General features: G+C 72.9%; 14 protein-coding genes and 1 pseudogene. 8 read left to right on the top strand and 7 right to left on the bottom strand.

The features are described 5' to 3' along the window. Nucleotides 1-5: 5 nt before the first annotated feature. The gene (locus ACFYM6_RS11790) at nucleotides 6-1,031 is read right to left on the bottom strand and encodes an ABC transporter ATP-binding protein (RefSeq protein WP_387274674.1); all 1,026 of its coding nucleotides are present in this window, start codon (nucleotides 1,029-1,031) and stop codon (nucleotides 6-8) included. Between the two features lie 416 nt (nucleotides 1,032-1,447). Here ACFYM6_RS11790 and ACFYM6_RS11785 point away from each other — a divergent pair, with 416 nt between their 5' ends. Continuing rightward, nucleotides 1,448-2,311, top strand: a complete 864-nt coding sequence (locus tag ACFYM6_RS11785) for a bifunctional methylenetetrahydrofolate dehydrogenase/methenyltetrahydrofolate cyclohydrolase (RefSeq protein WP_387274672.1) — start codon at nucleotides 1,448-1,450, stop codon at nucleotides 2,309-2,311. A 100-nt stretch (nucleotides 2,312-2,411) separates the two neighbouring features. Further along, nucleotides 2,412-3,362, top strand: coding sequence for a malate dehydrogenase (gene mdh / locus ACFYM6_RS11780; RefSeq protein ID WP_387274670.1), 951 nt, complete (start codon nucleotides 2,412-2,414; stop codon nucleotides 3,360-3,362). A 64-nt stretch (nucleotides 3,363-3,426) separates the two neighbouring features. Here the strand turns inward: mdh and ACFYM6_RS11775 are convergent, their stop codons facing one another. After that, nucleotides 3,427-4,212, bottom strand: coding sequence for a TetR/AcrR family transcriptional regulator (locus ACFYM6_RS11775; protein WP_387274669.1), 786 nt, complete (start codon nucleotides 4,210-4,212; stop codon nucleotides 3,427-3,429). Between the two features lie 83 nt (nucleotides 4,213-4,295). On the opposite strand from ACFYM6_RS11775, the gene ACFYM6_RS11770 reads away from it, so the two are divergent. Continuing rightward, on the top strand, nucleotides 4,296-4,694 hold the full coding sequence (locus ACFYM6_RS11770; protein ID WP_387274667.1) for a VOC family protein: 399 nt from the start codon (nucleotides 4,296-4,298) through the stop codon (nucleotides 4,692-4,694). 329 nt (nucleotides 4,695-5,023) lie between these two features. Here ACFYM6_RS11770 and ACFYM6_RS11765 read toward each other — a convergent pair. Next, nucleotides 5,024-5,698, bottom strand: a pseudogene (locus tag ACFYM6_RS11765) (MBL fold metallo-hydrolase); the annotation flags it as partial. 133 nt (nucleotides 5,699-5,831) lie between these two features. On the opposite strand from ACFYM6_RS11765, the gene ACFYM6_RS11760 reads away from it, so the two are divergent. Further along, nucleotides 5,832-7,049, top strand: a complete 1,218-nt coding sequence (locus tag ACFYM6_RS11760; RefSeq protein WP_357446394.1) for an NADP-dependent isocitrate dehydrogenase — start codon at nucleotides 5,832-5,834, stop codon at nucleotides 7,047-7,049. A 306-nt stretch (nucleotides 7,050-7,355) separates the two neighbouring features. Here the strand turns inward: ACFYM6_RS11760 and galT are convergent, their stop codons facing one another. The 4 genes from galT to ACFYM6_RS11740 form a co-directional block, all read right to left on the bottom strand. Next, nucleotides 7,356-8,429: a galactose-1-phosphate uridylyltransferase gene (gene galT / locus ACFYM6_RS11755; RefSeq protein ID WP_387274664.1), complete on the bottom strand. Its 1,074-nt coding sequence runs from the start codon at nucleotides 8,427-8,429 to the stop codon at nucleotides 7,356-7,358. Further along, nucleotides 8,426-9,208, bottom strand: a complete 783-nt coding sequence (locus tag ACFYM6_RS11750; RefSeq protein WP_387274662.1) for a DeoR/GlpR family DNA-binding transcription regulator — start codon at nucleotides 9,206-9,208, stop codon at nucleotides 8,426-8,428. The genes galT and ACFYM6_RS11750 overlap by 4 nt, the downstream gene beginning before the upstream one ends. A gap of 214 nt (nucleotides 9,209-9,422) precedes the next feature. Then, nucleotides 9,423-10,952 (bottom strand): adenylyl-sulfate kinase, encoded by a 1,530-nt coding sequence (cysC, locus tag ACFYM6_RS11745; protein WP_387274661.1) that lies wholly within the window; start codon nucleotides 10,950-10,952, stop codon nucleotides 9,423-9,425. Nucleotides 10,953-11,064: 112 nt separating this feature from the next. Next, nucleotides 11,065-11,631 carry a DM13 domain-containing protein gene (locus tag ACFYM6_RS11740; RefSeq protein WP_387274659.1) on the bottom strand — a complete coding sequence of 189 codons (567 nt, stop codon included), beginning with the start codon at nucleotides 11,629-11,631 and terminating at the stop codon, nucleotides 11,065-11,067. A gap of 139 nt (nucleotides 11,632-11,770) precedes the next feature. Between ACFYM6_RS11740 and ACFYM6_RS11735 the strand changes: the two genes are divergently transcribed. The 4 genes from ACFYM6_RS11735 to ACFYM6_RS11720 are packed head-to-tail and all read left to right on the top strand — an operon-like array spanning nucleotide 11,771 to nucleotide 15,229. Next, the gene (locus ACFYM6_RS11735) at nucleotides 11,771-12,685 is read left to right on the top strand and encodes an ABC transporter ATP-binding protein (RefSeq protein ID WP_073834815.1); all 915 of its coding nucleotides are present in this window, start codon (nucleotides 11,771-11,773) and stop codon (nucleotides 12,683-12,685) included. Further along, on the top strand, nucleotides 12,678-13,559 hold the full coding sequence (locus ACFYM6_RS11730) for an ABC transporter permease (protein WP_387274657.1): 882 nt from the start codon (nucleotides 12,678-12,680) through the stop codon (nucleotides 13,557-13,559). Before ACFYM6_RS11735 ends, ACFYM6_RS11730 begins: the two co-directional genes overlap by 8 nt. Beyond that, a complete protein-coding gene (locus ACFYM6_RS11725) occupies nucleotides 13,556-14,515 on the top strand; it encodes an ABC transporter ATP-binding protein (RefSeq protein ID WP_387274655.1) in 960 nt (319 codons plus the stop codon). Before ACFYM6_RS11730 ends, ACFYM6_RS11725 begins: the two co-directional genes overlap by 4 nt. Before the next feature lie 3 nt (nucleotides 14,516-14,518). Further along, nucleotides 14,519-15,229, top strand: a complete 711-nt coding sequence (locus tag ACFYM6_RS11720) for an ABC transporter permease (protein WP_387274653.1) — start codon at nucleotides 14,519-14,521, stop codon at nucleotides 15,227-15,229. Nucleotides 15,230-15,339: the final 110 nt, after the last annotated feature.

The raw sequence follows: 15,339 nt of genomic DNA, 5'->3' as shown, positions 1-15,339 counted from the left end.
CCCGGTCAGGCGGCGGGGCGTACCTCGGCGAAGTGGCAGGCCGAGGGGTGCGGGTCCGCGGCGCGGAGCACCGCGTGCGGCTCCCGGGTGGCGCAGATGTCCTGCGCCTTCCAGCACCGGGTGCGGAACCGGCAGCCGGACGGCGGGTCGGCCGGGCTCGGCACGTCGCCGGTGAGTCGGATGATGCTCCGGGTCGCCCGTGCCTCCGGGTCCGGCACCGGCACCGCCGAGAGCAGCGCCTGGGTGTACGGGTGGGTGGCCCGCTCGTAGATCTCCTGCTCGGTGCCGGTCTCCACGATCTTGCCGAGATACATCACCGCGACCCGGTCCGAGATGTGCCGGACCACCGACAGGTCGTGCGCGATGAAGATGTACGACAGCCCGAACTCGTCCTGCAGCTGCTCCAGCAGGTTGATCACCTGGGCCTGGATCGACACGTCGAGCGCGGAGACCGGCTCGTCGCAGACGATGATCTCGGGCCGTAGGGCGAGCGCCCGGGCGATGCCGACGCGCTGCCGCTGGCCGCCGGAGAACTGGTGCGGGTAGCGGTTGACGTGCTCGGGGTTGAGCCCGACCACGTCCAGCAGTTCCTGCACCCGCCGCCGCTTGCTGCCCTTCGGGGCCGCGTCCGGGTGGATGTCGAACGGCTCGCCGATGATGTCGCCGACCGTCATCCGCGGGTTGAGCGAGGTGTACGGGTCCTGCATCACCATCTGCATGTTCCGGCGCAGCCGGCGCAGCTCCGCGCCGGAGGCCTTGAACAGGTCCTTCCCCTCCAGGCTGGCCCGGCCGGCGGTCGGGGTCTCCAGCCGCATGAGCAGCCGGGCCAGGGTGGACTTGCCGCAGCCGGACTCGCCGACCACGCCGAGCGTCTCGCCGCGGCGCAGCTCGAAGCTGACCCCGTCGACCGCCTTGACGGCGCCGACCTTCTTCTTGAACAGCACACCCTGGGTGATCGGGAAGTGCTTGACCAGGTTGTTGACGGAGAGGATCGTCTCGCCGCGGACCTTGGTGTTGGCGGGCGCTGTCATCACGGACCTCCTGCGCGAAGTGGCGCGCGCTGGTCCGGCCGTCGCCGACACCCGGCGCCGGGTAACGCTGCGCAACGGTCGGCAATGGTATGTCGGGTGGTGGCTTCGGCATCGAGAGCGCGGCGAAGCGGTACCGGGCGCGGGTCGGGGCCTTTGTCCACCCGCGCTGGGGAGAATGATGAAGGAGCCGCTCAGAGGGGCTGTCGAGGCCGTCCCGGCGGCCCCGGAACGAGGTCTCGACATCCTCGCGGGCTTACCGGCCCGCCGTCTGTTCCACCCTGGTTGAGCATCGGCTGTCCGCCCCGACGTGTGGCGAAATCCACAATCCGTAACTCTGGGTGACGAAGCCCGCGTAGCGGATCGGCACCGTTGGCCGTCGCGGGCCGGCCGGGCGCGCGGCGTGAGACGATCCAGACGTGACGGCGATCATCCTGGACGGCAAGGCGACCGCGGCGGAGATCAAGGACGAGCTGCGGACACGGGTCAAGGCGCTGGCCGATCGGGGCGTCGTCCCGGGGCTCGGCACCGTCCTGGTCGGCACCGATCCCGGCTCCGAGGCGTACGTGAACGGCAAGCACCGCGACTGCGCCGAGGTAGGCATCGCCTCGATCCGCCGGGAGTTGCCCGCCGACGCCACCCAGGAGCAGCTCGACGCCGTCCTCGCCGAGTTGAACGCCGACCCGGCCTGCCACGGCTACATCGTCCAGCTGCCGCTGCCGGCCCAGCTGGACACCCAGCGGGCGCTGGAGATGATCGACCCCGAGAAGGACGCCGACGGCCTGCACCCGGTCAACCTGGGCCGGCTGGTGCTCGGCTATGACGCCCCGCTGCCCTGCACCCCGCGCGGCATCGTCGAACTGCTCCGCCGGCACGACGTCGCGCTGGTCGGCGCCAAGGTGGCGCTGATCGGCCGGGGCAACACCGTCGGCCGCCCGCTCGGCCTGCTGCTCACCCGGCGCAGCGAGAACGCCACCGTGACCCTCTGCCACACCGGCACGCTCGACCTGGCCGAGCAGACCCGGGCCGCCGACATCGTCATCGTCGCGGCCGGCGTGCCGGGCCTGCTCACCGCCGACATGATCACGCCGGGCGCCACCGTCGTCGACGTCGGCATCACCCGGGTGATCGGCCCGGACGGCAAGGGCCGCTACACCGGCGACGTGGACCCGGAGGTGGCCGAGGTCGCCGGCAAGCTGGTCCCGATGCCCGGCGGCGTCGGCCCGATGACCCGGGCCATGCTGCTGACCAACGTGGTGGAACGCGCCGAGCGTGGTGCCTGACCATCCCAAGCACGTCATAACCGTCCGCCCCTGGCCGGATCGGTGACAGGATGGCTGATACGGTCCGGAAAACCGACTGGTATCAGGGAGTGGGACGACCATGGGTAAGAAGGTCACTGTCGTCGGGGCCGGCTTCTACGGCTCCACCACCGCGCAGCGCCTGGCCGAGTACGACATCTTCGACACCGTGGTGATCACGGACATCATCGAGGGGAAGCCGGCGGGCATCGCGCTGGACATGAACCAGTCGCGTCCGGTCGAGGGCTTCGAGACCAAGGTCGTCGGCGTCACCACCGGTCCGAACGGCGAGGGCTACGAGGCCATCGAGGGCTCCGATGTCGTCGTCATCACCGCCGGCCTGCCCCGCAAGCCGGGCATGAGCCGGATGGACCTGCTGGAGACCAACGCCAAGATCGTCCGCCAGGTCGCCGAGAACGTCGCCAAGTACGCCCCGAACGCCGTCGTCATCGTCGTCTCCAACCCGCTCGACGAGATGACCGCGCTGGCCCAGAAGGCCACCCAGTTCCCGAAGAACCGCGTACTCGGCCAGGCCGGCATGCTGGACAGCGCCCGGTTCACCAACTTCGTGGCCGAGGCGCTGAGCGTACCGGTGAAGTCGGTGAAGACCCTGACCCTCGGCTCGCACGGCGACACCATGGTGCCGGTCCCGTCGAAGAGCACGGTGGACGGCAAGCCGCTGCGTGACGTCATGCCGGCCGAGCAGATCGAGGACCTGGTCGTCAAGACCCGCAACGGTGGCGCCGAGGTGGTCGCGCTGCTGAAGACCGGCTCGGCGTACTACGCCCCGTCCGCCGCCGCCGCCCGGATGGCGAAGGCGGTCGCGGAGGACTCCGGCGAGGTCATGCCGGTCTGCGCCTGGGTCGACGGCCAGTACGGCATCTCCGGCGTCTACCTGGGCGTCGAGGCCGAGATCGGCCGCGACGGCGTCCGGCGGGTCGTCGAGACCGACCTGGACGCCGACGAGCTGGCCAGCCTGAAGGAGGCCGCCGAGGCGGTCCGCGCCAAGCAGTCCGACGTCGCCAACATGTGATCCCGGCTGCCCGAAGCGCCCCGCGACCGCCGGTCGCGGGGCGCTTTCGCGTCCGGGCCGGGGATCAGTCGGCCCGGCCCGCGCCGCCGCTTCCACCGTCGATCAGGACGCCCAGGCCGTCGAGGACCCGGGCCAGGCCGAAGTTGTACGCCTGCTCCGGGCTGTACGCGGCCCCTTGCGCGGCCCCCGCGGCGGCGCCGACCTGGACCGCGGTCGGGTACCGCTGCTCATCGAGCACCCGGGCGAGCAGCGGGCCGTTCGCCGCCCACCACTGCTCATCGCTCCACGCGCTCTCCCGGCTCGCGAGCCGTGCCTCGGCCGCCGAGCGGGCCGCGGCCCGGACGAAGTCGAGGACGTACGTCAACGCCGCGTCCCGCTGCACGTCGGGCAGGCCGGTGCCGTCAAAGGCGCGCAGCTCGTATTCGTACTTGGCCATCAGCCCCGGGCCGAGCGGCGGCCGGCCGGTGGCGACCTCGGCGGCCCAGGGGTGGGCGGCGAACAGCCTGCGGTTGTCCTCGGCGAGCGCCGTCACCCGGGCCCGCCACGGCTCGCCGGAGCGGTCCGGCCGGGGCATCCGGGCGTAGCTCGCGTCCAACATCAGGTCGAGCAACTCAGCCTTGCCGGGCACATACGTGTAGAGGGTCATCGGCGCGACGCCGACGGCCTGGGCGACCGCCCGCATGGTCACCGCGTCCAGCCCGTCGGTGTCCGCCAGCTCGATCGCGGCCGTGACGATGTCGTCCAGCGAGTAACCCTGGCGCGGACCCCGACGCGGACTCTCGTCGGGTTGCCGCCAGAGCAGTCGCAGGGTGCGGGCCGGGTCGCCGGCTCCGCTGCGGTGGTTTGGCACCTCCCGATCCTCTCAGGCAAAAACCCCGTACGCAGTACGTTGTACAATGTACGGAGTAACCCCCCGGACATCAGGGAGACCACGTGCAGATCACCGCATCGGCCATCTCGCTCAACGTCGACGACGTGGCGGCCTCGGCCGCCTTCGTCCAGCAGCACTTCGGTTTCCAGCAGGAAATGGCGGCCGACGGGTTCGTCTCGCTGGCCCGCGAGGGGGTCGGCTTCAACCTGATCTTCCTGCGGGCCGGGCTGGCCAGCATCCAGCCGGATCGCCTGAAGCAGCAGCGGGCTCAGGGCCTGATCGTCGCCTTCGTGGTGGACGACATCGACGCCGAGTACGCCCGGATCCAGGCCGCCGGCGTGCCGGTCACGACCCCGATCCAGACCGAGCCGTGGGGGGAGCGCTTCTTCCAGGTCACCGACCCCAACGGGGTGATCATCCAGCTGGTGCAGTGGGTGCACGCCCCGGGCGAGGCGGGCTGATCCGGCGTAGCGGCGGGGGGGGGGGGGGGGGGCGGCCCGGGGGGGGGGGGGGCGCCGGGGGGGGGGGCGCGCCCCCCCCCGCCGCGGGGCGGGCGCCGGGGGCCCCCCCCCCCGGGCCCCACCGGTCTGGGCCCCGGGGGGGGGGGCGGGGCCCCCCGGGGGGGGGGGGCGGCCCGGCCCGGCCCCCCCCCCCCCCCCCGGCGCCCCCCCCCGCCCCCCCCCCCCGCGCCCAGGTGAGGCGTCGCCAGCACCGTCCGGCCGTGCCCGGCCAGTTCGCGCAGCAGAGCCGTACGGACCCCGCGTGCCGCCGCGGGGTCCTCCTCGTGGACGTACGCCAGGGTGGGGTCGACCAGCTGCACGGTGTGCACCAGCAGGTCGCCGGTGACCAGCAGGCGCTCGTCGCCCGAGTCGACCAGCACCGACTGGTGGCCCGGGGTGTGCCCGGGCGTGCTCAGCACGCGTACCCCGGAGGTGAGGTCGGTGTCGCCGTCGACCAGCCGGAGCTGGCCGGCGGCGCGCAACGGCCCCAGGAGTCGGGCCGGCAACTCGGGGTGGAACCGGTCCAGCGCCGCCAGCTCGGCCTGTTGCAGCAGGTAGTCCGCGTTGCGGAAGTACGGCGTGCCGAGCACCGCCCAGCCGACGTGGTCGCTGTGCAGGTGGGTGAGCACCACGGTCCGGACGTCCGCCGGGTCGATGCCGGCGGCGGCCAGTTCCGCCGGCATCCGGCCCGGGACCGGCGCCCAGCTCGCGGCCAGGGAGTCGGCCGGGCCGATCCCGGCGTCGACCAGGGTGACCGGCCCGTCCCCGGTACGCAGGGCGAAGCACCGGAACGGCAGCCACCAGCGGCCGTCCGGGGTGACCGTGTCCGGGTCCCGGCGGTCGGCCGCGCGCCACTGGTCCGCGGTGGCGTCCGGGAAAGCCTCCTCGCGGGGCTGGAAGAACGGCCCCGCCCCGTCGACCAGTGCGGTGACCGTGATAGACCCGATCGTGTGCGTCAGCGGCATCCGGGAAGGATGCCATCCCGACCCGTCCCGGGTGACCCCGATTCCATCGGGTGAGGCCGGCTGAGAAGCCCCGGTCAGTTTCCAGTACGCTCGTACTGCTTGAGCACGTGTCCCCCGAGAGGAGCGCCGGCCGATGGCGAAGATCAAGGTAAACAACCCGGTCGTGGAAATCGACGGCGACGAGATGACCCGGATCATCTGGAAGCAGATCCGGGAGCAGCTGATCCTGCCGTACCTCGACGTCGACCTGCACTACTACGACCTGTCGATCCAGTACCGCGACGAGACCGACGACCAGGTCACCGTCGACGCCGCCAACGCGATCAAGGAGCACGGCGTCGGCGTCAAGTGCGCCACCATCACGCCGGACGAGGCTCGGGTGGCGGAGTTCGGGCTGAAGAAGATGTGGCGGTCGCCGAACGGCACCATCCGCAACATCCTCGGCGGCGTCGTCTTCCGTGAGCCGATCATCATGTCGAACGTGCCGCGGCTCGTCCCGGGCTGGACCAAGCCGATCATCATCGGCCGGCACGCGCACGGCGACCAGTACAAGGCCACCGACTTCGTCGTCCCCGGCCCGGGCACGGTGACCATCACCTACACCCCGGCCGACGGTGGTGCGCCGATGGAGATGGAGGTCGCCAAGTTCCCCGGCGGCGGCGTCGCCATGGGCATGTACAACTTCGACGAGTCGATCCGGGACTTCGCCCGCGCCTCGATGCGCTACGGCCTGGACCGCGGCTACCCGGTCTACCTGTCCACCAAGAACACCATCCTCAAGGCGTACGACGGCCGGTTCAAGGACATCTTCGCCGAGGTGTTCGAGAACGAGTTCAAGGCGGAGTTCGAGAAGGCCGGCATCAGCTACGAGCACCGGCTGATCGACGACATGGTCGCCGCCGCGCTCAAGTGGGAGGGCGGCTTCGTCTGGGCCTGCAAGAACTACGACGGTGACGTGCAGTCCGACACCGTGGCCCAGGGCTTCGGCTCGCTCGGCCTGATGACCTCCGTGCTGATGACCCCGGACGGCCGCACCGTCGAGGCCGAGGCCGCGCACGGCACCGTCACCCGGCATTACCGGCAGTGGCAGAAGGGCGAGAAGACCTCGACCAACCCGATCGCGTCGATCTACGCCTGGACCCGGGGCCTGGCCCACCGGGGCAAGCTGGACGGCACCCCGGCGGTCACCGAGTTCGCCAACACCCTGGAGCAGGTCATCGTCGACACCGTCGAGGGTGGCCAGATGACCAAGGACCTGGCGTTGCTCATCTCGCGGGACGCCCCGTGGCTGACCACCGACGAGTTCATGAACGCGCTCGACGAGAACCTGGCCCGCAAGCTCGCCGCCTGATTCCCGTACCCGTCACCGATCGAGCCCGCCGGCACCCGCCGGCGGGCTCCGTCGTCCGGTGCCGGCGTCACCAAGAGGTGGCGCGCCTCGTTGAGCTGGGTGGACGGGATGCCAGTCCCATCCAGGAAGGTTGACCGCGGTCGCCTCGCGGCAGAGTGCCGATCAGCCAGCCTTCCCGGCTGTCGCGCACAGCCAGCCGTCCCTTCCCTTGCGGGGGGCCCTGTCCCGGGCCCCCCGCGCCCTGTTGTGGCACCCGCTCTGCCCCGAGTGTCGGCAGGCGGCCGTCGCTACCCAGGGACCTTCCTTTCAGGCGGCCCGCAGCAGCTCGGCGGCCCGCTCCGGGGCGATGTCGTTGATGAAGACGCCCATCGCCGACTCCGAGCCGGCCAGGTACTTCAGCTTGTCCCCGGCCCGCCGGATGCTGAACAGCTGCAGGTGCAGGTGCCCCAGCTCGCGGTCGACGTGCAGCGGGGCCTGGTGCCAGGCCGCGATGTACGGCATCGGCACGTCGAACAGCCCGTCGAAGCGGCGCAGCACGTCCAGGTAGAGCGGGCCGAACGCATCCCGCTCGGCGTCGTCCAGCGCGGGGATGTCCGGCACCGGCCGGTGCGGGGCCAGGTGCACCTCGAACGGCCAGCGGGCGGCCGCCGGCACGTACGCCGTCCAGTGCGCGTTGCGCGCCACCACCCGGTCCCCGGCGGCGCGTTCCGCGGCGAGCACGTCCGCGTACAGGTTGCCGCCGGTGCGCTCGGCGTGCCGGCGGGCGGCGGCGAGCATGGCGCGGGTCCGGGGCGTCACGAAGGGGTACGCGTAGATCTGCCCGTGCGGGTGGTGCAGGGTCACGCCGATCTCCACGCCCCGGTTCTCGAACGGGAAGACCTGCGCCACGCCGGGCAGCTCGCCGAGGGCGGTGGTCCGGTCGGCGAGCGCGTCGAGCACGGTCCGCACCCGGCGGGGCGAGAGACTGGCGAACGAGGCGTGGTGGTCGTCGGTGAAGCAGACCACCTCGCACCGGCCGCGCCCGCGACGTACCGGGGTGAACGGGGTGATCTCGGCGGGCTCCGCGGCGACCCGCTGGCTCAGCGACGGGAACCGGTTCTCGAAGACCGCCACGTCGTAGTCGGGGGCGGGGATTTCGCTGAGCCGGTCGCCGCGGGACGGGCAGAGCGGGCACTGGTCGGCCGGGGGAAGGAAGGTGCGGGTCTGCCGGTGCACCGCCACCGCCACCCACTCGTCGGTCAGCGGGTCGTACCGGAGCTGCGACGCCTGCGGCGGCGGGGGCAGGTCCCGTCGGTCCGGCTGGTCCCGGACCGCGTCGTCCCGCTCGTCGAAGTAGATCAGCTCGCGGCCGTCGGCCAGCTCGATCCGCGTACGCTTCACTTCGTCCCTCCCGTGGCGCGGACGATCAGCAGTTCGCCGACCCGTTCCTCGAGTACCCGGCGCGCCTCCGGCGCCAGCCGTTCGTCGGTGACCAGCACGTCGGCGGCGTCCAGCCCGACGATCGAGGAGATGCCGACCGTGCCCCACTTGGTGTGGTCGGCGAGCACCACCAGCCGGTCGGCGGCGGCCACCAGCGACCGGTTGGTGTCCGCCTCCATCAGGTTGGGCGTGGTGAACCCGGCCCGCTCGCTGATCCCGTGCACGCCGAGGAAGAGCAGGTCCAGGTGGAGCGCCCCGAGCGCCGCCACGGCCAGCGGGCCGACCAGCGCGTCGGAGGGGGTACGCACCCCGCCGGTGAGCACCACGGTCTGGTCCGGCCGGCCGGCGACGTGCAGGATCTCGGCCACCGGCAGCGAGTTGGTCACCACGGTCAGCCCGGGCACGTCGACCAGGCGGCGGGCCAGCTCGGCGGTGGTCGTACCGGCGGAGAGGGCGACCGCGGCGCCGGGCCGGACCAGCTTCGCGGCGCGGGCGGCGATCGCCGCCTTCTCCGCCGACTGGCGGACCGACTTGGCCCGGAAGCCCGGCTCGTCGGTCGAGCCGGCGAGGGTCGCCCCGCCGTGCACCTTGGCCAACAGGCCCTGCTCGTGCAGGGTCTCCAGGTCGCGCCGGATGGTCATGTCGGAGACGCCGAACTCGCCGGCCAGCTCGGTCACGCGGACGCCTCCGGCGGCACGGACCCGTTCCAGGATGGCCGCCTGCCGCTGCCGTGCCAGCACCCGACCTCACCTCCGCCTCCCGACCCCGTGCTCACGTTGTCGAACGTGTTCCAACAAGAATGAACACTAGCGCGCAGGGGGAAACAGCGGAAGAAAGGGGTGCGCGGCCGCCGACCGCCGCCCTCCCGCGACCGGACGGGCGGCGGCCCGAACTGCTCGGCCCGCCGCCATGCCGGCGCGCCGGGCGCTGGTCAGGCGGGCGCGGGAGCCCGGGTCAGGCCGGCTGGAGGCGGGGCTCCACCCAGCCGGTCTCGGTCAGGTGCTCCATCACCCGCTGGACCGCCTCCTCGACCGTCATGTCCGTGGTGTCCACCGCCAGGTCGGCATCGGTGGGCTCCTCGTACGGGTCGTCGATGCCGGTCATCCCGGTGATCAGGCCGGCACGGGCGCGGGCATACAGGCCCTTGCGGTCGCGCTGCTCGCAGACCTCCAGCGGGGTCGCGACGTGGACCAGCAGGAAGCCGGCCCCGGCCGCCTGCGCCATCTCCCGGGCGGTGGCCCGGGCGGCCGCGTACGGGGCGATCGGGCAGCAGATGCCGACCCCCCGGTGCCGGGCGATCTCGGCGGCCACCCAGCCGATCCGCCGGACGTTGGCGTCCCGGTCGGCCCTGGTGAAGCCCAGCCCGGCGGAGAGCTCCCGGCGCACCACGTCCCCGTCGAGCAACGTGATGCTCCGGTCGCCGCCCTCGCGCAACAGGTCGGCCAGGCCCCGGGCGATGGTCGACTTCCCGGAGCCGGAGAGGCCGGTGAGGAAGATCACCAGGCCCCGGTGCCGGCGCGCCGGACGGGCTCGCGCCAGCTCCTTGGCCACCGCCGGCGGGGTGTGCCACTCGGGCAGCGGGAAGCCCCGGTCCAGCAGGTCGTCGATCTCCTCCTGGCTGAGCGCCAGCCGCCGGTTGCGCGGCGGGATGTCCTCCCGCCAGCGCCACTGCCCGTCCCGGTTGTCGTACGCCAGTTCCCGGGGCACGAGCACGCGCAGCCCGGCCCCGGAGAGCATCCCCTCGGTGGAGAGCAGGTGGGTCACCCCGTACGCGGCGGCGACCCGGGCCCGGAGCAGGGCGTCACTGATCTCGTCGCGCCGCCGCGCCAGTGGCACCGCCAGCAGGGTGGCCGGGGGCATTCGGTCCCGGGCGGCGAACACGCTGCGCACCAGCGCCTCGGACGGCAGCCCGCCGGTCGCCGCCTCACCCACCGGGATCATCACCAGCAGGTGCGCGCCCAGGGTGCGGGCGGCGTGCGCGATCTGCGCGAGCTGCGGCCGGTGCAGCGGACGGTCGGCGAAGACGCCGAGCACCCGCCCCGGCGGCAGCAGTCCGCGGACCTCGTCGGGGCTGCGCCGCAGCCGCTGGAACGGCCCGTGACCGCCGTCGCCGAGCCGGCGCACCGCGCCACCCACGCCCGCCATGCCGTCGCGGACCGGCCAGACGTCGGTCACGTCCATCGCCGCCACCGGGGCACCCTCACCGTCGGTGAGCACCAGTGCCCGGCGCAGCGGGTCGTCCAGCTCCAGCCCGTCGGCGAGCGTCGCTGGCACCTGGAGGGTCACCGGCACCGGCCACGGCGTGCCGTCGGCGAGCCGGCCGCGCCGGCTCAGCGAGGCCAGGTCGGCGCGGGCCATGAAGCCGGTCAGCGGGGCGTACGCCCCGGTCAGCAGCAACTCCAGATCGGCCAGCTCACCGGGGCGAGGCGCGTACGCCGGCGCGTCCCGCAACACGTCCTCGGGCAGCACCCACCCGTTGCTCATCGAACCCCCAACTCACCGGCCGGCACACAGTTTCTCAGCCCACCGGCGATCGGTCGAGAGCGCCACTCCACCTCCCGGCCACCGCCCGTTGGCGCGGCGGTCGCCGATCGGCTCAGCCGGCGGGGGTGAGCGGGGCCGCGCCGAACGACACGGCGAACCGCTGGCACCAGATGGCGACGCTGGTCAGCCCGGTGAGATCGGTTCCGGCGGGGATCTCGTACGCCTGGTCTCCCCGGTTCCCCTTGAGCGGGCCGAGCGCGACGTGGCGCCCGTCGTCGAAGACGCGCCACCCGGACGGCCCGGTACGAACCGGCTGGTCGGTCAGCCAGACCTGAAGATCCGGACCGTTCGAGGTGTCCAGCCCGGCCAGTTCCAGCCGGTACCGATCCCCGGCGGTCCGGACGATCCGGGCACTGCCCCGGGTGTCGTGCTCATGGCTGACGAACTCGCCCCGGCTCACCAGGGTCGGCGCCGCCCGGGTGGCGGTGGCGGGACTCGCGGTGGACGCGGACGTGGTCGGGGCCGGGGTGATCTCCTCGACCGCGGTGAGCCGTTCGTGCACCTCGGTGTCGGTGACCAGCGCCCAGGGCCGGAACCAGTACAGCCCGGCCGCGGCGCCGACCGCGAGGACGGCGACCACGACCCAGGTCAGCGGGGTGCGAAGCAGTCGGCTCGGCATGTGCTGAGTCTTCCGCGCCCGGCGCCCGCGGTCACCGGTCGCCGCGCTTACGAAACCCTTACCGACCGTACGGAAATCAGGGGCATCCCCGAGCGTTTCCCGATACCCGGGGCGGCGTCCACTTCTTACGCTGGTCATCGTGACATTGCTCGCGACCGAGTCGCTGACCAAGACGTACGGAGGTCGGGTCACCGCGCTGGCCGACCTCACGGTGTCGGTCGAGCCGGGGATCATCGGGCTGGTCGGCGCCAACGGCGCCGGCAAGTCCACCCTGATCAAGATCCTCCTGGGCCTGCTCGCCCCGACCAGTGGTCGGGTCTCCGTGCTCGGCCTCGACCCCACCACCGACCCGGCCGCGGTCCGCGCCCGGGTCGGCTACATGCCCGAACACGACGCCCTCCCGCCCGACCTGTCCGCCGCCGAACTGGTCACCCACCTGGGTCGGATCAGCGGCCTGCCGCGGACGGTCGCCCGGGAGCGGGCCTCCGAGGCGCTGCGCCACGTCGGCCTGCACGAGGAGCGCCATCGGGCCGTCGGTGGCTACTCCACCGGCATGAAGCAGCGGGTGAAGCTCGCCCAGGCCCTGGTGCACGACCCCGATCTGCTCCTGCTCGACGAGCCCACCAACGGCCTCGACCCGGCCGGCCGGGACGCCATGCTCGCCCTGATCCACCGGATCGGCACCGAGTTCGGCATCTCCGTGGTGGTCTGCTCGCACCTGCTCGGCGAGGTCGAGCGGATCTGCGACACCCTCGTCGCCATCGACGGCGGGCGGCTGCTGCGCGCCGACCGGGTGGCCGCGATGACCTCCGCCACCGACGTGCTCGCCGTCGAGGTCAGCGAGGGCACGGAGGAGTTGGCCGCCCGGCTCGCCGCGCTCCAGCTGCCGGTGTCCCGGGAGGGGCGGCTGCTGCTCGTCCCGCTCGCCGACGACGCCACCTACGACCTGATCCTCGGCGCGGTCGCCGAGCTGGACCTGCCGCTGCACCGGCTGGACCAGCGGCGGCACCGGGTGGCCGAACTCTTCGCCACGAGGGAGCCCAGCCATGTCTGAGCCGACCGGCGTCATCCACGACATCGGCTACCAGCGCTACACCGGTCCGCGGCTGGGCCGCCGGCACGTCTTCGGCGCGCTCTACCTGCACGGCCTGCGGACCGCGTTCGGCCTCGGCCGGTCCGCCAAGGCGAAGATCTTCCCGTGGCTGGTGGTCGGCATAGTGGTGGTGGTCGCGGCCGGGCTGACCGCGGTACGCACCCAGACCGGCCAGGTCGTCATGACGTACGCCCAGTTCGCCGACGCGATGAGCTGGCTGGTCATCTTCTTCGTCGCGGTGGTCGGGCCGGAGTTGGTCTCCCGCGACCTGCGCAGCGGCGTGCTGCCGCTCTACTTCTCCCGGCCGCTGCCCCGCGGCGACTACGCGCTGGCCAAGCTCGGCGCGCTGGTCAGCGCGCTCTGGCTGCTGCTCGGCGCACCGCAGCTGGTGATGTTCCTCGGCGCCGCGTTCACCACCGACAACGGCATGCACGGGGTCTGGGACGAACTGCTCGACCTCCTGCCCGGCCTGCTCTACGCGGCCCTGTGGGCGGTGGTCTTCGCCTCGGTCGGGCTGCTCATCGCCTCGCTCACCGGCAAGCGGGCGTTCGCGGCCGGCGGCATCGTGGCCGCGTTCCTGATCACCACCCCGATCGTCGGCACCCTGTCGATCATGCCGTCCCGGACGGTCAACGAGCTGGCGATGCTCGCCTCGCCGTCCACCCTCGTGCAGGGCGTCGGCCTCTACACCCTCGGCGACCTGCTGGCGCCCGGCGCGGCGGCGGACCAGATGATCGGCGGCTTCGGCCCGGTCTACCTGGTCGCCGCCGGGGTGCTGGTGGCCGGCTGCGTCGCCCTGCTCCTGCTCCGATACCGGAAGGTGGCCGCCCGATGACCACGATCAGCGCCGGCCCGCAGGCGGCGGCGCCGACCACCCCCGCGTCCACCCTCGACCTGGCCGGGGTCTCCCGCTGGTACGGCAACGTGGTGGCGGTCAACGACGTCACCATGCGGCTCGGGCCCGGGGTGACCGGGCTGCTCGGGCCGAACGGCGCCGGGAAGACCACCCTGCTGCACATGATGGCCGGCTTCCTCGCCCCGTCCCGGGGCGCGGTCACCCTCGACGGGGAGCCGACCTGGCGCAACCCGGACGTCTACCGGCGGCTCGGCCTGGTCAGCGAGCGGGAGGCGGTGCACGCCTTCCTGTCCGCGTACGAGTTCGTGCTGGCCAGCGCGAAGCTGCACCGGCTGCCCGACCCGGAGGGCGCGGCCCGCCGGGCGATCGATCTGGTCGAGATGGCGGACGCGCAGGACCGGCGGATCGGCACCTACTCCAAGGGCATGCGGCAGCGCACCCGGGTGGCCGCCGCGCTGGTCCACGACCCGCAGGTGCTGCTGCTCGACGAGCCGTTCAACGGGATGGACCCGCGGCAGCGGCTGCACATGATGGCCCTGCTGCACCGCCTCGGCGACGCCGGACGGACCATCCTGTTCAGCTCGCACATCCTGGAGGAGGTCGAGCAGGTCTCCGGCACCGTCCAGGTGATGGTGGCCGGCCGGCTGGCCGCCTCCGGCGACTACCGGACCATCCGGCGGCTGATGACCAACCGGCCGCACGTCTTCGCGGTCCGCTCCACGGACGACCGCGCTCTGGCGGTCGCGCTGATCGCCGAGTCGTCGGTCACCGGGGTGGAGCTGGGCCGGGACGGGCTCACCGTCCGGGCCGGCGACTACGGCGCCTTCACCCGGGCGCTGCCGAAGATCGCGCTGACCCGGGGCATCCGGGTCCGGTCCCTGACGCCCGAGGACGAATCGCTGGAGAGCGTCTTCTCCTACCTGGTGGGGAGCTGACTCATGTCGACCGTTTCCTGGATCACCGCGCGCGGGCTGTTCGGCCGGCGCCGGTTCCTGCTGCTGCTCCCGCTGCCCGCGCTGCTGCTGGTGCTCGCGATCGTCTCCCGTTCGCTCGGGGTCGACCCGGGCCAGTGGGGGCCCCCGGTGCTGGTCGGCCTCGGGCTGGCCGTGGTGCTGCCGGTGGTCGCGCTGATCGTCGGCACCGGGGTGCTCGGTGCCGAGATCGACGACGGCACGGTGGTGCACATCCTCACCAAGCCGCTGCCGCGCTGGCAGATCGTGCTGCCCAAGCTCGCGGTGGCGACCGGGGTCAGCGCGGCCACCGTCGCCGTCCCGCTCTACGTCGCGGGCGTGCTCGCCGATTCGGTACGCCTCGGCCTGGCGCTCGCCGCCGCGTCGGCGCTGGGCGCGCTGGCGTACTCGGCGCTGTTCCTGGTGCTCAGCCTGCTGACCCGGCGGCCGGTGCTGCTCGGGCTGGTCTACGTGCTGATCTGGGAGGGGCTGCTCGGCCGATTCGTGGACGGCACCAAGGTGCTCTCCATCCAGCAGTGGGTGATCGCCATCGCCGACCGGATCGCCCCCACCGAACTGCTCGGCACCACCGTCTCCGTGCCGGTGGCCGCGGTGCTGACCGCCCTGGTGGCGATCGGCTCCACCATCCTGGCCATCGACCGCCTTCGCTCGTTCAGCGTGGCTGGCGAGACGAGCTGACCGCGCACCGCCGCCCCACCCTCCCCGGGGCGGCAACTTCGGGGAAAGTGCTGCCTCCCGGCGTGCGGAGGCGGCACCTTCCCCGAAGTTGCGTGGATCTTGGAGTAAGC

Source organism: Micromonospora sp. NPDC006431 (assembly GCF_042870725.1).
Classification (GTDB): Bacteria; Actinomycetota; Actinomycetes; order Mycobacteriales; family Micromonosporaceae; genus Micromonospora.
This window is presented reverse-complemented; position numbering and strand designations above follow the sequence as displayed.